This window comes from Catenovulum agarivorans DS-2, from assembly GCF_000568405.1.
GTDB classification, from domain to species: Bacteria; Pseudomonadota; Gammaproteobacteria; order Enterobacterales; family Alteromonadaceae; genus Catenovulum; species Catenovulum agarivorans_A.
The window spans coordinates 1-19,936 of the sequence record NZ_ARZY01000052.1 but is presented as its reverse complement, the minus strand read 5'-3'; the positions used below and the strand labels follow the sequence as shown (position 1 = coordinate 19,936).

Here is a 19,936-nt window from a genome sequence, read left to right as displayed (position 1 = left end):
CGACTTTAATTTTTATACAGATCTCAGGTTATTTATGTTTTGGAGTATGTTGATAATTCAACGTTGCGTCATTACGTCCAGCAAGCCTTGAACAGAGGTGAAGCATACCATCAGTTAAAACGTGCTATTACTTCAGTTAATGGCAATAAATTTCGTGGGGGAATGATTACCAAGTATCACAATGGAACGATTGTGCTCGACTCATTTCAAATTGCATTATTTATTATAATTCCGCGTTACTATCGGCATTTTTACAAATCCAAGAGAGGAACGGTAGGCAAGATGTGGTTGATGTTATTTCTCGGCTTTCACCTGTTGCTTGGCAACACATTAATCTAAATGGGGAATATGCCTTTAATAAAGACCGCAAAGAAATCGACTTAGCTGGTTTACTTAGTGATGTAGAATCAATAAGTTAAAGAATGCCATCTGTTTGTATTTCTAATTCAAAAGGTACTGCGCATCAAAGTGCCATTAAAAATTGGAGGTGTTGATATTCTATATGCTTGATATATACAAGCTAACATTGATAGAAAACAGATAAGCTAACAAGTTTTTAGTCGAGCCATGAACTGTTCTATAATTGTTCTAATTGCAAAACTCTTCAATTTGGTTTGTTACTAGATTTAAAAATACTTTTCTATGCTCGATTTTAGTAAGTAGCAGCTTTTGGATGTCTTCAGGAACTTTTCTTTCTCCTGCATCTATTGCCATTAGTAATGGCTTGATATCAACTACAAGAAGACCTGCCGCCCTTGCTGCTCGAATGAACTTTAATCTCTTTAATGCACATAAGCCGTAAAGTGAATGGCCTGACTTAGTTTTTTCTTCGCAGTGTACTAAGTTCTCAAGAACATAATTTCTTACCGTATGGACAGATGTTTGTGCAGCTAGTGCCAGTTGAGAAATACTCAAAGGAAAATCCAACGCATCATCATCACTACTAATGAACTTATTGATGTCAGGTATCTCTGTCAAAAAACTGACTTCACCAACAGGAATGTTTTCAACCTTAGATTTAATCATGATTTAGCATGCTTCCAATTTGTGTTGCTAATGGAATGCCTTAAGATATCTTGATTACATTCAATCAATTGGCACTCCATTAACATTTCTGTAAGTACATTACCGTTAAATGATTACCCTGCGCAGCAAGATAGCTCTTTAACGTCTTTGCTAAAGGTTTGAGCGCATAACTTCAATCCTTCAACCATCGTCAAATACGGAAATAGTTGACCTGCCAATTCTTCGACTGTCATTTTATTATGAATAGCAAGAGCCGCACTTTGAATCAGTTCTCCGCCTTCATGGGCTAAAATTTGTGCGCCTATCAGTTTTCCCGTGGATTCTTCAGCTACCAACTTGATAAAACCATCCGTTTCAAAATTTGCTAAAGCTCTTGGTACGTTTTCCATATCAAGTACACGACTTATCGTATTTATTCCTACCGCTGAAGCTTGTACTTCGGTTAGACCTACCGTAGCAACTTGTGGGTCGGTGAATATAACAGCAGGCATGGTAGATAAGTCGAGTTGCGCATTTCCACCTGTCATATTAATTCCAGCCCTACTTCCGGCAGCAGCAGCAACATAAACAAATTGTGGCATATTGGAGCAATCTCCAGCGGCATAAATGTTAGCTGTTGATGTTTCCATCATACTATTAACAACAATGGCACCACTTTTATCTGTTTCAACACCAACATTTTCTAAACCAAGCTTTCCAGTATTTGCATGGCGACCCGTAGAGATAAGCAATTTTTCAGCGATTAATGTTCCTTCGTTAGTTTCCAATGAAAAACCATTGCTATCATAAGAAACATGACTTGCTTGCGTATTATTAAGTACCCTAATACCTTCTTTTTCAAAGCACTCTGCCAGTTTTTCACCTAATAACGGATCTTCAGCATATAAAAGGGTATGTCTGGCTAGAATTGTCACACGGCTACCTAAACGGGCATAAGCTTGCGCAATTTCCAGAGCAACAACGGAGGAGCCGGTGACAACTAGACTACTCGGTAACTCTTCTGCAAATAAGGCTTCTGTTGATGTCCAATAAGGTGTATCAACTAAACCCTTAATTGGCGGAATGCTTGGTGTAGAGCCTGTTGCAATTAAAATGCGATCTGCAACCAGCTCTTCTTCACTACCATCAGACTTGTGAACTAGCAAGGTATTTTGATTTTTAAAACGTGCATAACCTTTAAGTAAAGATAGCGCGGGATTACTCTCTAAAATACGTTGATATTTAGCATCGCGTAGTTCTTCGACGCGAGCGTTTTGCTGATGTGCTAATAAGGAGCGGCTAAGTTGTGGCTGAATATTTTCTAAACCATCAAACGGGTTAGTACGTTGCTGATGCGCTAATTGCGCAGCACGGATCAATATTTTTGAAGGAACACAGCCGACATTTACACAGCAACCTCCGATTACATCGGCTCCTTCAATGATAGTAACTCTTGCTCCGCCTTCTGCTGCTTTAATCGCACTGGCAAAGGCCCCTGAACCACTACCAATAATGGCTACATGTAATTGTTCTGGCTGGATGTCATTTGACGAGCAACAACTATTCGTTGACATATTTTATTCCTCTTAAAAAGTTAAGCGGTACAAGTTTCATCATCACAGCGTTTATTCGCAGGAGAAACCATGTCCCAAATTGATACAGCAACCATTAGTCCTAGCCCCGTATAAGTAACGTATGAACTCCACCCGTACTGGAACCAAGGGTATAAAGAGAGTAAAACCAAAATGGGGCCAATTGAACCGATAAAACTACGGTGCCATTGACGATGGCTAAACCAGCCTAAGATATTCATTGCCAGCGCTAATACTGCAAACAGTGGTAACAACGTATTGATAAATACCCCTTCCCACTGACTAAGAAATCCCATCCCAATTGCCGCACCAAGACTAGCTATCGCGGGAAAACACATGGCGCATCCCATTGCCGAAACAAGTGCACCTATAGAGCCTGCTTTATCTCCGATACGCGTAACTAGTTCTAAGGGGCTAAACATTACTTATTTTCACTTTTTAAATTTGAAGGGTAGCCAGCGTTGGTAGTCGCTGCAATTAATGCATTGATGTTGGTTTTAGTGTCATCAAAAGAAACAACAGCTAGCTTAGGCTTGTAGGTAACTTTCGCATTTTCAACGCCATCAACATTTTCTAATGACTTTTTAACTGTGATTGGACATGTCGCACAGTTCATCGTTGGCACTTCCAGTGTAACTGTTTTTACTTCAGCAAAAGCACCAAAACTAGAAAGTGAAAGCAGTGCGGTTAATAATAATTTTTTCATAATTAGCTCCAAATTTTAAAATGTTATAAATTTCTTGATCTGTATATTAAGCAAACAAAAGTATCCAATAATTACTGGTCACTAAAATTGTCGCAACTATAGCGCTCAGCCAGAAAATGACTTTTCGTTGTTGCTGTTTCTTAGGAATTGCACAGGCCGTTCCCGGCTCACACTCTTCTACAGGACGGTAAATTTTCCAACCTGAGTAACCAAACAACAACACTACAAATGCGATAAATAATGGCCTATAGGGTTCAAATGCAGTTAAATTACCAATCCATGAGCCACTTACCCCAAGTAATAACAGGAGCAAAGGACCTACACAGCATACGCCTGCGCCTAATGCTGCTATGATGCCTCCTATCATTGGAAGGTTTGATTCTTTTTGATTCATATAGATACCTCATTAAGTGATAATGCAAGTGTATTGCATGTACCTAAGTACGGAGTCAAGGGTGATTTATAAAAAATTTATCTTTGATAATCTGCTACGACAGATACGGGGAATAAGCTAACTTGAATTAAGGCGCAGAAGTAAAATTGGATATGCTGTTTTAGTGGGAAATGGTAGTTAAGTGAATCATTTACTTCGGTTGCAACGAATCAATTATTGGGCAGTGGCTATCGTCATCATTATTTTGGCATTGTCCTAAATGTTCTTCCAAAGCGTGTTCTAACAACAACAAGTCAGCCATCTTTTTTTGTACTGCGATCAGTTTTTTATTAGCTAATTCTTGTACTTTACTACATGGACTATCGTTTAACGCAAGTAACCCTTCAATCTCATTTAGCGTAAAACCTAATTCTTGAGAACGCTTGATAAAATGTATTCTATTTACCGTTTCTTTCGGGTAATGTCTATAGCCCTGCATAGGCTTTGGTGGTTGTTTAATTAAGCCTTTGCGTTCATAAAAGCGAATTGTTTCGACATTTACACTCAGTTCTTTAGCCAACATACTTATGGTTCGTTTAGACACGTTATCAATTACCTTACTGACTTTTTGTTTACTTACTTTATATCTAATTAAAGTGACCATCAATGAATACCAGTTTAAACATCGCTAATTGATTTTGTTTTTTCTTCTATTAAATAAGTAAAGTTACCGTTGTTACAACAATATTAAACCACAACAATGTATGGTTTATCCTTTTTCATTATCAAAGTCCAAATTAGTGTTATTACATGCAGTTCTACATGAGTACACCCTAAAGATACTGTTAATATATCACAGGCAATTACGTAATGACACCACTTAAATAAACCTATATGATATGACACCATCTAAATAGACCTAATTAGGCAAAAATGTTCATAAGAGCATATTTACGAGCATCAACTTCTGAGCAAGATGCAAATAGAGCAAAAAGCTCATTAAAAAAATTCGTTTCTGGCTTCAGCAAACGAATTGCTTCTTTTTATATAGAAAATAAATCTGGTAATTCTTTAGATAGACCAGAGCTAATTCGTTTATTGGATGAATCAGAGTCCGGTGATGTTTTGTTAGTTGAATCAATCGATCGTTTAACAAGGCTAAGCCCTGATGATTGGAAAACTCTTGTAGCCTCAATAAATGAAAAAGGAATTAGTGTTGTTAGTTTAGATCTACCAACCAGTCATTTAACATTTGGCAGTTTTCCAAGTGATGATTTTATGAGATCAATACTTAGTGCTATTAATAATATGCTGTTAGAAATATTAGCGGCCAGTGCATATAAAGAATATCGAGAACGTGAACGTAAGCAAAAAGAAGGTATTGTAAAAGCACAGCAAAAGGGACTTTATCACGGTCGTCAGCCTGATTTAGAGGCTCATGATAGGATTGCCTCGTTTACTGAAGCTGGATTTAGTATTAATAAAACGGCTGAAGCAGTTGGAGTTAGTCGAAGTACGGTAATTAGAGTTAGAAAAAGGCTTAAAAATTTAGACTAAGGTTAATTTCGAGGGGATGGGCGCAAAACCCCAAGATAATGACGCAAACTTTTACCGATATCAGCAGCCAAGAACTGGATGCTCTGATTGAACGGATAACACAAGCCAAAGACCACCAATTAACACTTTCACCAGAAGATTGTGAATTGTTACTGGGTGCGTTATTAACGCTAGCCAGTATGCAAGAAAAACTCAGTGATAACGACATCACCATCAGTAAACTTAGAAAACTGGCAGGGATAGTTCAATCATCAGAAAGCTTAAAATCTAATCTAGCTAAAAGCACAACACGCAAAGCGCATGGACGAAAAAACAAAAACCAAGCAGCGCAAATCAAACCCGAAGTGATTCACCACAAACACACAGACTTACAAAAAGGATGTTTACATGAAATCAATTTTACTTATTCGAAAATTTGTATTAGCATAGACCAAGTATATTTTTATGAGAATTTTATGTCTAAAGCATTTTCAAAAGTCTTAGTAATAACGCTTATGCTGGTTGCCTTTGTAGGGCAAGCATTTGCGTATTCTGCTATGTCTTGCGAAATGTCATTAGGTTCTCACGAATCACACATGAACATGGAACATTCCAAGATGAGTCATCATGAAGGAATGGAGCATGGTGATATGAATAAAAGCAGTAACGGTCAATCAGAAGATTGTTGTGGTGTTGAATGTGTTTGTCCTACAAATGCTTGCTCATCTAAGACAGTCCTAAATTCCAGTGTTGATTCGACAGATATTCAAATATTCAGTGAATCTGTAGCTGCTCTGCAATCTAAACAACCTCATTCAATTTCCACTTCCCTTTATCGTCCACCAATTTTTGCCTAATACAGGATTAGTGCGTCCAAATTTCGCGCACATGTAATTAATTTTTCTGTTAGTCAATATAGCGTCGTAGCGCTATAGATATTTTCCAGCGATGTCTGGGGGCAAAAATGATCAATAAGTATTTAAAAATAGCAGTAGTAATGCTGCTTTCACCTGCGTTTGCAAACGCCAACGAACATAACCATGCACACAATAACGACGTAACACCTTTGGAGTTAATCGTTTATAAAACCCCTACTTGTGGGTGTTGTAAAAAATGGATAACTCATATTGAAGACAAAGGGATCGTTGCGCATTCCAAAGATTTCCGAAACATCGGCAACATCAAAACTAAGTATGGTATCAAACCTAATTACCGTTCATGCCACACGGCAGTGAGTAGAAATGGATTTGCCTTTGAAGGTCATATACCTGCTAAATTTATTCAGCAGTTCTTATCAGAAGAACATCCCAATGCGATTGGGCTTTCAGTTCCAGCAATGCCAGTTGGCTCTCCCGGTATGGAAGTCGATGACCGCTTTATGTCATATAACGTATTAATTTTATTTAAAGATGGAACGAGTAAAGTCTATGCAAAAGTTAAGACATACGAGGAGCAATTCTAATGAAATTGAACGCTTCAAACCTTACTTCACTTTCAACTGCACTAATACTCGGCTTATCTGTATTCTCAGCTCAAGCTGAGAAAGTAGTCTCGCTTGAACAAGCTATCACCTTAGCTCAGCAAAATGATCCTTGGCTTCATGGTAGCCGATTGAAACAAAGTGCAGTTGAAAATAGAAGTATTGCTTCAGGTACTTTGCCTGATCCGAAAGTATCGCTAGGGATAATGAATTTACCAACAGATACTTGGGATTTAGATCAGGAAGGAATGACTCAGCTAACGGTTGGCGTCTCTCAAATGTTTCCGAGAGGCGACAGTCTAGAGATCAAGCAAGACCAGTTACAAATTGAGTCCACGAAATTTCCACTGCTACGAGAGGATCGTAAAGCTAAGTTGAAAAGCCAAGTGTCACAACTTTGGTTAGATGCTTACTTAGCCCAGAAAACTATTAAATTGATTGAAGATGATTGGTCTCTCTTTGAGCAGATGGCGGAGGTGGCTAAAGCTAGCTACTCAAACGTTGTTGGTAAAACCAGACAGCAAGATGTTATTCGTGCTCAGTTGGAAATCGTGCAGTTAGATGACAGATTAACTTCGCAAAAGCAGAAACTAGAAACGACAATCGCTCGTCTTAATGAGTGGCTTCATATTTACGATTCTGCTCGCTTAAATGAATCATTCAACTTTGATGCACAACCACTAGAGTTTAGCGTTTCAAAAGAATTGCCTTCGATTCGATTAAAGAATCCAACCGTTCTTAAAGCATCTAATTACTCACGAAATCGATTGGCTCAGGAACTTGCGAATCATCCAGCAATACTGGCAATTGATGTGAAACGCAAAGCTTCAGAAAAAGGTGTTGAATTAGCTAAACAGCAATATGAGCCGCAATGGGGTGTCAATGCAAGCTATGCCTATCGTGACAATATGCCTTCTGGTGATAACCGAGCTGACTTATTTTCTGTTGGGGTAACGTTTGACTTACCGTTGTTCACAGAAAATAGGCAAGATAAGCAAGTTGCAGCTTCTATTGCTGAATCAGAAGCGGTTAAAACCGAGAAGTTATTGCTGACAAAACAAATGATCAGTGAGGTGGAAAAGGAGCTTAGACAGCTTAAACGCTTATCTGATAGACAATCTATCTATCAAGAACAACTCCTTAAACAAACTCATGACCAAGCGGAAGCGTCTTTGACGGCATACACCAACGATGATGGTGATTTTGCCGAAGTTGTTCGAGCAAGAATCGCAGAATTAAATGCCAGAATATCAGCCTTAAGAATTGATGTTGATGCCCTTAAAACAGTTGCTCGCATCAACTATTTCTTTGCGCATTCTCAATCTAAATCAAATGCTGAACATAAGCCATTGCACACTTCGCACAAAACTAATCAGCACTTATCCAATAAGCAATTTGGAGAAAAATAATGTCAACGAATACGAAAACAATTATTGCCGTCATTATTGGGGCAGCACTAGGTGCAGGAGCATTGAGCTTATATCAAGGTGCAGGCTCAAACAGTGATACTGAGGAAGCTACATCAGGAGAGAAAAAGCCTCTGTATTGGGTTGCACCGATGGATTCTAATTACCGCCGGGACAAGCCCGGTAAGTCGCCTATGGGGATGGATTTAATTCCTGTGTATGAGGAAGGATCATCTGGTGATGACTTTGGCCCCGGAGCAGTAAAAATTGCGCCTCATGTAGTGAATAACCTTGGGGTTCGCACTGCACCTGTTGAACTGAAAAATATGCATACTGAAATCTCAACGGTAGGTTACGTTCAATATGATGAAGATAAGCTAATTCATATCCACCCACGGGTTGATGGCTGGATTGAAAAACTTTACATCAAAGCAGCAGGTAACCCTGTAGAGAAAGGGCAGCCTCTTTATACACTATATTCTCCTCAGTTAGTTAACGCACAAGAAGAACTGTTAATAGCGTTAAAGCGAAATAATAGTTCTTTAATTTCTGCGGCGAAAGATCGCCTTAAAGCGTTACAGCTTTCTTCAGATTTCATTCAAAAGTTAGAAAAGACAAGAAAGGTTCAGCAAACAATTACCTTTTATTCACCACAAGCAGGTGTTGTCGATGGTTTGAAGGTTAGAGAAGGTTTTTATGTAAAGCCGGGAAACACCTTATTAAGCATTGGCCAGCTAGATCAAGTTTGGGTTGAAGCAGAAGTGTTTGAACGTGACGCAGCCTTAATTAAAAAAGGACTTCCTGTATCAATGACACTGGATTATTTACCAGGTGAGGACTGGGCTGGTGTCGTTGATTATGTTTATCCAACATTGAACAGTAAAACACGCACACTCCGAGTGCGACTGAAATTTGATAACCCAGACTATCAATTAAAACCAAACATGTTTGCCCAAGTATCTATTCACGCTAATCAAGCTGATAGCACGATACTCGTACCTAAAGAAGCCGTCATTCGCACTGGGAAACAAGACAGAGTTGTACTTGCCTTGGGTGATGGGCAATTTAAATCTATTGAAGTGACTATTGGCCGGGTTGATATCGACAGCATCGAAATATTAGACGGCTTAAATGAAGATGACGTTGTGGTGACATCTGCCCAATTCTTGATTGATTCTGAATCAAGTAAAAGCTCTGACTTTAAACGAATGACTCATGATGAAGTGCCTAACTCTGTTTGGATGGAAGGCGAAATCAACAGCGTCATGGCGGGACATCGTATGGTTAATATTACTCATGGTCCTGCTGAGGCTTGGGATTGGCCTGAAATGACAATGGACTTCGATGTAGGTGAAAAGGTAGATATTGATTCACTGAAGTCTGGTCAATCTTTGCACTTTGAAGTGAGCAAAACCGAAGACGGTGGATATGAAGTTACTGGAATTCATATCATGAGTGAGCCTGAAGCATCATCAGCAACAGTATCAGGTTTAATTAATGCGATTGATATTGATACACGGATTCTAAATATTAGCCGAGGCCCAATAGAGAAGTGGGATAGACCTGCTGCGACGATGGATTTTATCGTCGCGGACAATATAGAAATAGTTGATTTCAATGTTGGTGATAATGTCACTTTCACTTTTGAGGTTAGAGATGACTTAGTTATCACTGAAATCTCTCTTGAATCAGATGAACAACACGGCAAGGAAAATAAGCCGGTCGTTGATCACTCGAATCATTAAGTTGGGAGAAAAATAATGATTGAATCAATTATTAGATGGTCAATTGGCAATCGTTTCTTTGTATTGCTGGTTACCTTAATTATCGCGTTTGGTGGTTTGTATTCATTACAAAAAACGCCAGTAGATGCACTCCCCGATCTTTCTGATGTGCAGGTGATAATTAAGACGAGCTATCCGGGACAGGCACCACAAGTAGTGCAGGATCAAGTGACATTTCCTCTTACTACAGCCATGTTGTCAGTGCCGGGGGCGCAAACTGTTCGTGGTTACTCATTCTTTGGTGATTCCTACGTCTACATTATTTTTGATGATGATACTGATTTGTATTGGGCTAGAAGCAGAGTACTTGAATACTTAAGCCAAGTAGCATCAAGCCTGCCTGATTCGGCAAAACCACAATTAGGACCTGATGCGACAGGTGTGGGTTGGGTATACATCTACGCTTTAACAGATAAGTCAGGAAATCATGATCTAAGCCAATTAAGAAGTATTCAAGACTGGTTTTTAAAGTATGAACTACAAACTGTTCCGGGCGTGTCTGAGGTTTCCGCCGTTGGCGGTATGGTTAAGCAATATCAGGTACAAGTCGATCCCGACAAGCTCAGAGCTTATAACGTGCCGTTAAGTCATATCCAAATGGCACTTAAACGAGGCAATAAAGAAACTGGCGCATCCGTTGTGGAAATGGCGGAAGCTGAATATATGGTTACTGCTACGGGATATATTCAATCAGTTGGAGACATAGAGAAAATTCCACTTGGTATTAACGAGCAAGGCACGCCATTGCGTATTGGTGATGTTGCTACCGTAAATTTAGGGCCTCAAATGCGCCGTGGTATCGCAGAGCTTAATGGTGAAGGCGAAGTTGTTGGTGGTGTTGTCGTTATGCGCTTTGGTGAAAATGCCCAACAAACCATAAACGGGGTAAAAGAAAAACTTGAATCGCTTAAATCTTCTCTACCAGAGGGGGTGGAGATTGTTCCTGTCTATGACAGATCGAAGTTAATAGATCGTGCTGTTGATAATCTTTGGAGCAAGTTGCTAGAGGAGCTTGCAGTCGTTGCTATTGTCTGTGTGGCTTTCCTATTTCATCTTCGCTCATCTATTGTGGCAGTTGTTACTCTGCCATTAGGTATCTTGGTGTCGTTCATTATCATGTATATGCAAGGCATCAATGCCAACATTATGTCTTTAGGCGGTATCGCTATTGCGATTGGTGCGATGACTGATGGTGCAATAGTGATGATTGAAAATATGCACAAGCATATGGAGAAAACACCACTAACAGATGAAAATCGCTGGCAAATTGTTGCTAAGGCTGCGAGTGAAGTAGGCCCTGCACTATTTTTTAGCTTACTGATCATTACAGTCTCATTCTTACCTGTATTTATCTTGGAAGCGCAAGAAGGAAGAATGTTCTCTCCGCTCGCCTATACAAAAACCTATGCAATGGCGGCATCAGCAGGTTTGGCGATCACATTGGTGCCTGTTTTGATGGGCTACTTTATTCGAGGCAAAGTTGTTTCTGAAAAGAAAAACCCGTTAAACCGATTATTGATTGCTATCTACATGCCTGTTTTAAAGCAAGTCATGAAGTTTCCAAAATCGACAATAGTAGCAGCAATATTAGTGACTATCGTTGGCTTTTGGCCTGTCGATAAAATTGGTAGTGAATTCATTCCGCCATTGGATGAAGGCGATCTCATGTATATGCCTACTACCTATCCCGGTATTTCAATTGGTAAAGCAAGGGAGTTATTGCAGCAAACAGACAAGCTTATTCGCACTGTGCCAGAAGTTGAAACTGTATTCGGTAAAGTAGGACGAGCTGAAACCGCAACTGACCCTGCGCCTCTAACCATGATTGAAACCTTTATTCAATTGAAGCCACGGGAGGAGTGGCGAGAAGGCGTGACAACTGAGTCGTTAAAAGCTGAGTTTGATAAGTTGGTTAAATTTCCGGGCTTAACCAATGCTTGGGTCATGCCAATCAAGACCCGCATTGACATGTTAGCAACAGGCATAAAAACGCCTGTGGGTATTAAAGTTGCCGGACCAGAGCTTGATGTAATTCAGGAAATCGGCCAACAAATAGAGCAAGTTTTACCCGAAGTTGCAGGCACAGCGTCAGTTTATTCTGAGCGCGTTGCAGGTGGACGATATATTAAGGTTGATATTTCACGAGATAAGGCAAGTCGCTTTGGGTTAAATATCGAAGATGTCCAACAAGTGGTTTCTACTGCTATTGGCGGCATGAATGTGACGCAAACAGTAGAAGGTCAAGAGCGTTACCCTGTTAACTTACGCTATCCGCAAGACTATCGAGACTCTCCTGAGCAGCTATCACGATTACCTGTTGTAACACCAAGAGGTCAACGCATTGCACTAGGTGATGTCGCAGATATTCGAGTTGAGAACGGTCCGCCGGGGATTAAGAGTGAAAATGCTCGTTTAAATGGCTGGACGTTTATCGATATAGACGGTGTTGACGTAGGTACTTATGTTGAAAGTGCAAAAATACACTTGGCTAATAATCTAAAACTACCAGCAGGTTATTCAATTACTTGGGCTGGGCAATACGAATATATGGAAAGAGCGAAAGAAAAGCTCACCTATGTACTGCCATTGACACTCGCCATTATTGTTATTTTGCTTTACTTAAACTTCAGAGCATTTAGTGAAGTGGCTATCATTATTGTGACTTTGCCAATGGCAATGATCGGTGGCTTATGGTTGATGTATCTAGAAGGGTTTAATTTCTCAGTAGCTGTTGGTGTGGGCTTTATCGCTCTAGCTGGTGTTGCGGTTGAGATTGGCGTGATAATGCTGGTTTATCTCAATCAAGCACTTGCTGAGCTTAAGGAAAAAGCGGTGGAGCGAGCAGAACTCATCTCAGATGATGCATATCAAGATGCATTATTGCACGGTGCTGGCTTACGAGTTCGTCCAGTAATGATGACGGTAGCTACAATCATCATTGGTCTTTTCCCTATTTTATATGGAACAGGTACAGGTTCTGAGGTCATGAGCCGCATAGCTGCGCCTATGGTAGGCGGAATGACAAGCGCAGTATTACTAACACTCATTGTACTGCCAGCAATTTATTCAATTGTTAAGAAGCGAGACATAAATATCTTCAATCAAGCGCTATCCAAAAAATAAATTTCGTCGTTAAATTATAAACTTAAAAATGAGGTAAATATGAAAACATTAATTAAATTTTTAACCGTAATCAGTGTCGTTTTTAGTAGTGCGGTATTTGCGCATGTGCATCTTGAAAAAACCGTGCCTGCTGATAATGCAATGTTAATGAAAACACCGGAAGAACTTAAACTTAAGTTCAGTAAAGAAGTGCGTTTAGTCAAAGTATTGTTAAAAAATAAGCAAGGGGAAAAAGTAAAATTTGGTTTTATACCTTCAAAAGAAGCAAACGGCACATTTTCGTGGAAATTACCTAAATTGTCTCCCGCCAATTATATCGTGGACGTGACTTTCTTAGGTAATGACGGTCATAAAATGAAGAATAGCTTTGGATTCATGGTTCATTAATTAGAGTAATCATTATGGAAATGTATATCTGGAATGCAATCATAGTTTTGTCAAAAATTTTGTTTTACGTGGGCTTTGCTTGCATAGCTGGATATACATTTTGGGGAGGATCGTATAGCGGCAATACGATGAAAACTGAAGATAAAAGGTCGTTTAGTCAAATTACCTTTATGACCGCCTTAATCGCTTTTATAGCAAATACTGTCTGGTTTTTTGCTAATACGGGTGCAATAGCTGAAGAAGGAATTGGTGGGGTTTTAGACCTTGATATGATTATTATCATGTGGGATTCATCCATAGGCGATACTGCAATTTGGCGCTCAATTGGTTTGATTGGGGCAATAATGTTAGTAGTTTTTTCTTCTCCAATGACAGTAAGAAATCGAAGTTTAAATGTCCTACAACTCTTGCTAGTCATATGTCTACTTGTTTTTTCTTACTCTTATACGTTGGTTGGGCATGTTTCCGAAATGGGAGTATTTGAAAAAGGGCTATTAATGGTACATGTCATAGTTATGGCATGGTGGTTTGGTGCCCTTTATCCTCTTAAAAAAGCCTGCGATATGTTGGAACTTGAAAAGCTCTATCAAATAATGGAAAGGTTTGGAAAACAAGCTAGCGTCATGGTGAGCTTACTTTTAATCGCAGGCTTATTATTGGTAATTCAGTTGGTTGGCGGAATAGAGGCTCTTCTTACTAGTAATTATGGACAAACCATATTAGTTAAATTGTTACTAGTGACTAGCATATTGACGATAGCCGCTACACACAAATTGAAATTAGTTCCGCAACTCAAAAGCAACGATGGCAGAAAAGCATTATCCAAATCAATCTCAATTGAAATGTTTGTAGCTATTGCCATTTTATCTGTAACAGCAGTGCTTACTAGTATTGTCGGCCCTGTAAATTAAACCTAAAAAGAGAATGAAAATAAAAAATAAATATACTACTCGTTCTATTAATGACGTTTAACTTTGGAGTTCAGGCTCATGGTGACAAACAAAAAGATAAAAGAATATTCAAAGGACTAGATACCCCTGCCGCAATGGTTGTATTAGCTTTTAATGAAGCGTTAAAACCAAGTAACAAAGAGCTTGCGCGTGCTCAATTAACTGATGATGTCACCATTTATGAGGGGCATGTCGAAACAAAGAAGTGCAGACGGATACGCTCATCATCATATGTTGTCTGATATGAGTGCTTTGCGGCTATGAAGAGCGAATCACTAGAGCACCAAGTGATGTTATTTGGTAATACCCAATATCAGCCTCGCGTAGACACTCCATAGGTATTCACAAGCGTAAATAGCGCGATTACCAAGGTATGAAAACAATGGTGCTAGAAAAACAAAACGGTGAATGTAAAATCAAACACATCCACTGGTCACATTAAATTAGAAATTATTATATTAGGCTTGACCTGTGTCTTACACACAGGTTTAAACTGAGCTTAGTTAATCAATTTATTGAGTTAGGATTGTTTATGAAAGTTACCGAATTAGCCAAAGAGTTTGGAACAACACCCGATACTGTCAGGTACTATACTCGCTTAAAGTTACTTAACCCAGCTAAGTCAGTGAACGGCTACAAGTCATACTCGAATAAAGAAGTATCGAGACTTAAATTCATTTTAAGTGCCAGAAACCTTGGTTTTTCCGTTGCAGATATCAAGGAAATTATTAATGAATCTGAAGATGGTAAAAGTGCGTGCCCATTAGTCAGAAGCCTGATCAAAGAGCGGCTTGAAGAAACAGAAAAGCAGTTTCAAGCAATGTTGGCACTTCGAGGAAAAATGTCTTCTGCGCTTTCTCGATGGGAAGAAATGGAAGACAAAGCACCGACTGCAAACATGGTTTGTCATCTCATCGAAAACTTTGAGCAAATTAAAAAAGCATAGGAGGAAAAAGGGTGGCTACTAACACAAATATAAAAACTGAATCAGGCTGTTGCTGTCAGGCAAAAGCTCAATCCTCTTCGTGTAAAAGTAAGGAGAGTACGTTGGAGAAAGTATCACATAACCAACAGCTTATCATTGAAGGCGCTGGGTGTGCTAGCTGTGTAGGCAAAATTGAAGGGGCATTAAATGCAACTCTTGGAGTCGTCAGTGCGGAAATGAATTTTGCTGATAGGACAGTAACAGTTTATGGGACAGCTAAGACAGAAGAATTGGTCAAAGCTGTTGAGTCAGTGGGGTATAACGCGAAGCCAATTGATGATAGCTCGGCAACATATGCGCTTGACGAGAAAGAGGCGGCGGATTTTGCATATTACAAAAAGCTAATGCGCGATACGTTTATTGCCCTTTCACTCGGCGTTCCTTTGATGATCTACAGCATTGTGGTTGGAGAAATGACGGTTGAAACAAACCTTGAACGAATTTCTTGGTTGGTTGTAGGCATTTTAACTTTTGGTGTTATATATTTTTCAGGCAAGCATTTCTATGTAGGAGCATGGAAGAGCTTCAAAAATCATTCAGCCAATATGGACACTCTAATAGCTTTAGGAACAAGTACAGCTTGGTTGTATTCGATGGTTGTCGTGTTTGCACCTGACGCTGTTCCATTGATGGCACGGCATGTTTATTTTGAAGCTACCGCCATGATCATTGGCTTAATTGATTTAGGTTTAGCATTAGAAATCAAAGCCAGAGGTAAAACCTCTGAGGCCATTAAACGTCTTATCGGCTTGCAAGCCAAAACAGCAACCGTGGTTCGTGACAACAAAGAAGTTCAGATAGGAATTGAGCAGGTTTTATTTAACGATATTGTGAAGGTAAAACCGGGTGAAAAAATTCCCGTCGATGGCGTGGTATTGGAAGGACACACCTCTATTGATGAGTCCATGCTGACAGGCGAACCTATGCCTGCTGAAAAAGCTGAAGAAGATGAGGTTGTCGCAGGTACTTTGAACAAATCAGGCATGATTTTATTTAGAGCCACACGCGTTGGTAAAGACACGGCGCTTGCACAGATCATCAATATGGTGAAACGAGCACAAAATTCAAAACCGCCGATTGGCCGTTTGGCCGATGTTATTTCAGCTTTTTTCGTACCTGTCGTGATGATCACCTCTGTGTTAAGTGCGCTAGCATGGCTTAACTTTGGACCTGAGCCAGCCATTGCATTTGCCATCGTTTCAGCAACTACTGTGCTTATTATTGCCTGCCCGTGTGCTTTAGGCTTGGCAACACCCATGTCTGTCATGGTGGGAGTAGGAAAAGCAGCAGAAGCCGGAGTGCTTATTCGCAACGGTGAGGCACTGCAAACCGCCTCTAAAATCACTGCCATGATTTTAGATAAAACGGGCACTATTACTGAAGGGGCACCTAAGGTAACCGATATTATTTTAGCAAAAGCTACTGACGAAAAAGACGTACTACAGCTTGCAGCAAGTTTAGAAAGCGGCTCAGAGCATCCTTTAGCGCAAGCGATTGTTGAAAGTGCGTTAGATCAGGATATTGAGTTACTAAAAATTGAAGCCTTTAACGCCATTACGGGTTTTGGTGTAGAAGCAAGCTGCAACAACAAAGCCCTGCTTTTCGGAAACGATAAACTAATGAAGTTAAAAGGCATAGACCTCACAGGCTTTGTTGAACAAGCACAGTCTTTAGCCAAAGAAGCCAAAACACCTATGTACTTTGCTGTAGATGGTGAACTTGCAGCAATCATTGCTGTTGCAGATCCTATCAAGTCAGACTCAATCTCTGCTATCAAACGGCTTCAGGCTAATGGTATACGCGTCATCATGTTAACGGGTGATAACAAGGAAACCGCTGCCGCCGTAGCTAAAAAAGCGGGTATTAGTGAGTTTCTTGCTGAAGTGCTGCCAGAAGATAAAGCCAACAAGGTGAAAGAGCTACAAGAAGGCGGCGAAATTGTTGGTATGACAGGAGATGGCATCAACGATGCTCCTGCGCTAGCGTTAGCCGATGTTGGCTTCGCAATAGGCACAGGGACTGATGTAGCTATCGAAAGTGCTGACATTACCCTAATGCGTGGTTCACTTCATGGCCTTGCTGATGCCATAGCGGTAAGCAAAGCTACTTTACGAAATATCAAACAAAACTTGTTTGGCGCGTTTGTCTATAACGTAGCCGGGATTCCTTTTGCTGCGGGGGTTCTATATCCCTTCTTTGGCATTCTGCTTAGCCCTGTAATTGCAGGTGCTGCAATGGCTTTTTCGTCATTGACTGTAGTGTCAAATGCAAATCGACTTCGCTTTTTTAAAGCCAAAAACTCATAGAAAGTAAGCATTAAGGAGAATCACAATGATGGTTATTAACTTATTAGGCTTAATGTTAATCGCGCTGATTGTTTGGTGGTTTTGGCTATATAAACCCAATAAAACAATCGTTCAAGGTAATGAAGTACTCATTGAAGTGAGGGATGGCGTGTATTCCCCATCCTCAATTCAGGTGTCTGCTAGCCAACCTGTCACTCTGAAGTTTATGCGCAAAGATCAATCCCCCTGCGCTGAAACAATGCTTATTCCTTCATTGGATATAAGCGAACAGCTTAAATTAAATGAAATTACTCAAATTACCCTATTGAACTTATCACCGGGAGAGCATGAGTTTCACTGTCAGATGCACATGTATCGCGGTGTCTTAAAAGTCGTTTAGGAGGGCAACATGAAAAATCAACACCCTAATTTTTGGTCAACACCTACAGGCTGGGCTGCACTGGCACTTATTGCCGCAGTGACCTACTTCTTAGTGCTTGAGCATGGTCAACATACGCTGCAATTTCTTCCCTACTTGATTTTATTGCTATGCCCCTTGATGCACGTATTTATGCATGGCAGTCATGGTAAACATGGTCACGATCATTCACATGCGCCTGATGAAAAAAAGGAAGAGAGCTTTCAAGAACTCACGGATAAAAATGCAGCCTATCGCGATGGCTACATACAAGGGTTAGAAAAGGCACGTAAGGAATCACATACAAAGGAGAGCAGTGATGAATGAAACATATGATTATGGCTTATGGTCAATGGTGATACTGAACTCAGCAATTTTTATCTTTTTTGCCTTTAGTTTTGTCAAACCAAAAACATCAACTGATTGGAGAAGTCTAAGCGCGTTCTCTGCCTTTATTGTTGCCCTATTTACTGAAATGTATGGCTTTCCTTTAACTATCTATTTTCTGTCGGGGTGGCTGACGGAGACCTATCCAGAAGTAAATTTCTTTGCGCATGAAAATGGGCATTTATTACATACTTTCTTTGGATTTCAAGGTGATGCCCATTGGGACCCATTTCATATAGTGAGTATGGTGTTTATTGTTGCAGGTTTCTTTATGTTGTCTTCAGCATGGAATGTATTGCATCACGCGCAAAAACATCATCAATTGGCTACAACTGGATGGTATGCAAGGTGTCGCCACCCACAGTATGTAGCTTTCATTCTAATCATGTTCGGCTTTTTATTGCAGTGGCCGACAATCCCAACACTTGCGATGTTTCCGATCTTAGTCGTTGTTTACGTCAAGCTAGCGAAACGCGAAGAAGCACAAGCGATTGCTGAATTTGGTTCGGAGTACCACAGGTATATGGAATCGACACCAAGTTGGATCCCAAGTTTTAATAAAAGTGTAGAAGGTAAAAATCATGAAAACGTTAACTAAATCCATTTTATTTATTGGTTCACTACTGATAACCACTAGCTCATTTGCCCAAAACAATGAGCATAAACATGAAGGTGCGAACAAAGCTGATATGCATCAAGGCATGACAATACCACATGAGAACATGGGGGAAATGCATAAAAAGATGATGGAAATGAAAAAGGAAGTCCATGCCATTAAAACTGAAAAAGATCCTGACAAGCAACAGCAGATGATGGTTGAACATCACCGTTCAATGATGAAGATGATGCAATCCATGCACAAAAACATGGAAGAAATGCCCATGCATCAACAAATCAAGATGACTGAACATCATTTAGAAATGATGGAGAACATGATGCCGCAGATGAACCGGAAAATGGAAGAAATTAAAGATAGCAATCAACAGCATTCACACAAACATTAGGAGAAAAATTATGAGCGATTTAGATCATAGAGTTGGCGTTAGAGAGCAGAATTTAGTTGTTCGAAATCTAAAGCTTAGCAATGTCACAGAAGAAAGCTGTGACGAGTTAGTAAAAGAAATAGATCAGCTTTTTGGTATAGATGAAGTTAGTTACAACATCAAAGAAGGTGAAATACACCTTGCCTATGATGCCGCAAACGTAAGCCTTGATGGGATTGAGGAGGTAATCCGTAAGTATGGCGCAGATGTTCATGATGATTGGTGGACACATACTAAAGAAAGTTACTATAAATTTGTTGATCAGAACATCAAAGATAACTCTGTTCATAAGCCTTGGAGTTGTCATCAAGCACCTTCGGGGGCTGGCCGGAAAAACAAATGAATTCATAAAAAAGTGTATAGATAATTAGTTAGTCAAATGAGGTAACAGTAATGAAAACACCCTATATAAAAGCTCTTTTATTGCTTACATTCGGTTTATATTTAACCTGAGATCTGTATAAAAATTAAAGTCG

22 protein-coding genes and 1 pseudogene are annotated in these 19,936 nt (G+C 39.8%); 17 read left to right on the top strand and 6 right to left on the bottom strand.

Features of this window, described 5'->3' with window-relative positions:
• Positions 1 to 39 precede the first annotated feature (39 nt).
• Positions 40 to 419: pseudogene (locus DS2_RS20355) on the top strand (Tn3 family transposase).
• Between the two features lie 169 nt (positions 420 to 588).
• Here DS2_RS20355 and DS2_RS18155 read toward each other — a convergent pair.
• From DS2_RS18155 to merR, 6 genes are all read right to left on the bottom strand, one after another.
• Positions 589 to 1,026 (bottom strand): MerR family transcriptional regulator, encoded by a 438-nt coding sequence (locus tag DS2_RS18155; protein ID WP_008110853.1) that lies wholly within the window; start codon positions 1,024 to 1,026, stop codon positions 589 to 591.
• A gap of 113 nt (positions 1,027 to 1,139) precedes the next feature.
• Positions 1,140 to 2,579, bottom strand: a complete 1,440-nt coding sequence (merA, locus tag DS2_RS18150; protein WP_051480001.1) for a mercury(II) reductase — start codon at positions 2,577 to 2,579, stop codon at positions 1,140 to 1,142.
• Positions 2,580 to 2,599: 20 nt separating this feature from the next.
• Complete coding sequence (merC, locus tag DS2_RS18145; protein WP_008467331.1) at positions 2,600 to 3,019, bottom strand: organomercurial transporter MerC; 420 nt, start codon at positions 3,017 to 3,019, stop codon at positions 2,600 to 2,602.
• Positions 3,019 to 3,303, bottom strand: a complete 285-nt coding sequence (gene merP, locus DS2_RS18140; RefSeq protein ID WP_008110847.1) for a mercury resistance system periplasmic binding protein MerP — start codon at positions 3,301 to 3,303, stop codon at positions 3,019 to 3,021. Before merP ends, merC begins: the two co-directional genes overlap by 1 nt.
• A gap of 46 nt (positions 3,304 to 3,349) precedes the next feature.
• Positions 3,350 to 3,697, bottom strand: a complete 348-nt coding sequence (locus DS2_RS18135) for a mercuric transporter MerT family protein (protein WP_016899520.1) — start codon at positions 3,695 to 3,697, stop codon at positions 3,350 to 3,352.
• Positions 3,698 to 3,887: 190 nt separating this feature from the next.
• Complete coding sequence (gene merR / locus DS2_RS18130) at positions 3,888 to 4,340, bottom strand: Hg(II)-responsive transcriptional regulator (protein WP_008110844.1); 453 nt, start codon at positions 4,338 to 4,340, stop codon at positions 3,888 to 3,890.
• A 269-nt stretch (positions 4,341 to 4,609) separates the two neighbouring features.
• Here merR and DS2_RS18125 point away from each other — a divergent pair, with 269 nt between their 5' ends.
• The 16 genes from DS2_RS18125 (at position 4,610) to DS2_RS18045 (ending at position 19,803) form a co-directional block, all read left to right on the top strand.
• A complete protein-coding gene (locus DS2_RS18125; protein ID WP_035016417.1) occupies positions 4,610 to 5,233 on the top strand; it encodes a recombinase family protein in 624 nt (207 codons plus the stop codon).
• 38 nt (positions 5,234 to 5,271) lie between these two features.
• Entirely contained in the window at positions 5,272 to 6,069 is a 798-nt protein-coding gene (locus DS2_RS20935) for a hypothetical protein (RefSeq protein WP_235188644.1), read from the top strand.
• Positions 6,070 to 6,176: 107 nt separating this feature from the next.
• Positions 6,177 to 6,674, top strand: coding sequence for a DUF411 domain-containing protein (locus DS2_RS18110; RefSeq protein ID WP_035016415.1), 498 nt, complete (start codon positions 6,177 to 6,179; stop codon positions 6,672 to 6,674).
• On the top strand, positions 6,674 to 8,101 hold the full coding sequence (locus DS2_RS18105) for a TolC family protein (RefSeq protein WP_035016413.1): 1,428 nt from the start codon (positions 6,674 to 6,676) through the stop codon (positions 8,099 to 8,101). Before DS2_RS18110 ends, DS2_RS18105 begins: the two co-directional genes overlap by 1 nt.
• A complete protein-coding gene (locus DS2_RS18100) occupies positions 8,101 to 9,843 on the top strand; it encodes an efflux RND transporter periplasmic adaptor subunit (RefSeq protein WP_035016411.1) in 1,743 nt (580 codons plus the stop codon). Before DS2_RS18105 ends, DS2_RS18100 begins: the two co-directional genes overlap by 1 nt.
• Before the next feature lie 15 nt (positions 9,844 to 9,858).
• Positions 9,859 to 13,005 (top strand): efflux RND transporter permease subunit, encoded by a 3,147-nt coding sequence (locus DS2_RS18095; RefSeq protein ID WP_035016409.1) that lies wholly within the window; start codon positions 9,859 to 9,861, stop codon positions 13,003 to 13,005.
• 39 nt (positions 13,006 to 13,044) lie between these two features.
• On the top strand, positions 13,045 to 13,392 hold the full coding sequence (locus tag DS2_RS18090; RefSeq protein ID WP_035016407.1) for a copper resistance CopC family protein: 348 nt from the start codon (positions 13,045 to 13,047) through the stop codon (positions 13,390 to 13,392).
• Between the two features lie 14 nt (positions 13,393 to 13,406).
• Complete coding sequence (locus DS2_RS18085; RefSeq protein WP_035016405.1) at positions 13,407 to 14,303, top strand: copper resistance D family protein; 897 nt, start codon at positions 13,407 to 13,409, stop codon at positions 14,301 to 14,303.
• 50 nt (positions 14,304 to 14,353) lie between these two features.
• Complete coding sequence (locus tag DS2_RS20930) at positions 14,354 to 14,584, top strand: hypothetical protein (RefSeq protein ID WP_235188643.1); 231 nt, start codon at positions 14,354 to 14,356, stop codon at positions 14,582 to 14,584.
• Between the two features lie 290 nt (positions 14,585 to 14,874).
• Entirely contained in the window at positions 14,875 to 15,288 is a 414-nt protein-coding gene (locus tag DS2_RS18075) for a MerR family transcriptional regulator (protein ID WP_035016403.1), read from the top strand.
• Positions 15,289 to 15,389: 101 nt separating this feature from the next.
• Positions 15,390 to 17,633, top strand: coding sequence for a heavy metal translocating P-type ATPase (locus tag DS2_RS18070; protein ID WP_035016401.1), 2,244 nt, complete (start codon positions 15,390 to 15,392; stop codon positions 17,631 to 17,633).
• Between the two features lie 25 nt (positions 17,634 to 17,658).
• Positions 17,659 to 18,012, top strand: a complete 354-nt coding sequence (locus tag DS2_RS18065; RefSeq protein WP_035016400.1) for a cupredoxin domain-containing protein — start codon at positions 17,659 to 17,661, stop codon at positions 18,010 to 18,012.
• Positions 18,013 to 18,021: 9 nt separating this feature from the next.
• Positions 18,022 to 18,357, top strand: a complete 336-nt coding sequence (locus DS2_RS18060; protein ID WP_035016398.1) for a DUF2933 domain-containing protein — start codon at positions 18,022 to 18,024, stop codon at positions 18,355 to 18,357.
• Positions 18,350 to 19,015 carry a methyltransferase family protein gene (locus DS2_RS18055; RefSeq protein WP_016708241.1) on the top strand — a complete coding sequence of 222 codons (666 nt, stop codon included), beginning with the start codon at positions 18,350 to 18,352 and terminating at the stop codon, positions 19,013 to 19,015. Before DS2_RS18060 ends, DS2_RS18055 begins: the two co-directional genes overlap by 8 nt.
• On the top strand, positions 18,999 to 19,421 hold the full coding sequence (locus tag DS2_RS18050) for a hypothetical protein (RefSeq protein WP_035016395.1): 423 nt from the start codon (positions 18,999 to 19,001) through the stop codon (positions 19,419 to 19,421). The genes DS2_RS18055 and DS2_RS18050 overlap by 17 nt, the downstream gene beginning before the upstream one ends.
• Before the next feature lie 10 nt (positions 19,422 to 19,431).
• The gene (locus tag DS2_RS18045; RefSeq protein ID WP_019677951.1) at positions 19,432 to 19,803 is read left to right on the top strand and encodes a hypothetical protein; all 372 of its coding nucleotides are present in this window, start codon (positions 19,432 to 19,434) and stop codon (positions 19,801 to 19,803) included.
• Positions 19,804 to 19,936: the final 133 nt, after the last annotated feature.

Coding starts and splice junctions, on each gene's coding strand:
- DS2_RS20930 (WP_235188643.1), top strand. CDS start 14,354: ATGACGTTTAACTTTGGAGTTCAGGCTCATGGTGACAAACAAAAAGAT.
- DS2_RS18060 (WP_035016398.1), top strand. CDS start 18,022: ATGAAAAATCAACACCCTAATTTTTGGTCAACACCTACAGGCTGGGCT.
- DS2_RS18125 (WP_035016417.1), top strand. CDS start 4,610: ATGTTCATAAGAGCATATTTACGAGCATCAACTTCTGAGCAAGATGCA.
- DS2_RS18155 (WP_008110853.1), bottom strand. CDS start 1,026: ATGATTAAATCTAAGGTTGAAAACATTCCTGTTGGTGAAGTCAGTTTT.
- DS2_RS18090 (WP_035016407.1), top strand. CDS start 13,045: ATGAAAACATTAATTAAATTTTTAACCGTAATCAGTGTCGTTTTTAGT.
- DS2_RS18110 (WP_035016415.1), top strand. CDS start 6,177: ATGATCAATAAGTATTTAAAAATAGCAGTAGTAATGCTGCTTTCACCT.
- DS2_RS18045 (WP_019677951.1), top strand. CDS start 19,432: ATGAGCGATTTAGATCATAGAGTTGGCGTTAGAGAGCAGAATTTAGTT.
- DS2_RS18050 (WP_035016395.1), top strand. CDS start 18,999: ATGAAAACGTTAACTAAATCCATTTTATTTATTGGTTCACTACTGATA.
- merR (WP_008110844.1), bottom strand. CDS start 4,340: ATGGTCACTTTAATTAGATATAAAGTAAGTAAACAAAAAGTCAGTAAG.
- DS2_RS18100 (WP_035016411.1), top strand. CDS start 8,101: ATGTCAACGAATACGAAAACAATTATTGCCGTCATTATTGGGGCAGCA.
- DS2_RS18055 (WP_016708241.1), top strand. CDS start 18,350: ATGAATGAAACATATGATTATGGCTTATGGTCAATGGTGATACTGAAC.
- merP (WP_008110847.1), bottom strand. CDS start 3,303: ATGAAAAAATTATTATTAACCGCACTGCTTTCACTTTCTAGTTTTGGT.
- DS2_RS18075 (WP_035016403.1), top strand. CDS start 14,875: ATGAAAGTTACCGAATTAGCCAAAGAGTTTGGAACAACACCCGATACT.
- DS2_RS18135 (WP_016899520.1), bottom strand. CDS start 3,697: ATGAATCAAAAAGAATCAAACCTTCCAATGATAGGAGGCATCATAGCA.
- DS2_RS20935 (WP_235188644.1), top strand. CDS start 5,272: ATGACGCAAACTTTTACCGATATCAGCAGCCAAGAACTGGATGCTCTG.
- DS2_RS18105 (WP_035016413.1), top strand. CDS start 6,674: ATGAAATTGAACGCTTCAAACCTTACTTCACTTTCAACTGCACTAATA.
- merC (WP_008467331.1), bottom strand. CDS start 3,019: ATGTTTAGCCCCTTAGAACTAGTTACGCGTATCGGAGATAAAGCAGGC.
- merA (WP_051480001.1), bottom strand. CDS start 2,579: ATGTCAACGAATAGTTGTTGCTCGTCAAATGACATCCAGCCAGAACAA.
- DS2_RS18085 (WP_035016405.1), top strand. CDS start 13,407: ATGGAAATGTATATCTGGAATGCAATCATAGTTTTGTCAAAAATTTTG.
- DS2_RS18095 (WP_035016409.1), top strand. CDS start 9,859: ATGATTGAATCAATTATTAGATGGTCAATTGGCAATCGTTTCTTTGTA.
- DS2_RS18065 (WP_035016400.1), top strand. CDS start 17,659: ATGATGGTTATTAACTTATTAGGCTTAATGTTAATCGCGCTGATTGTT.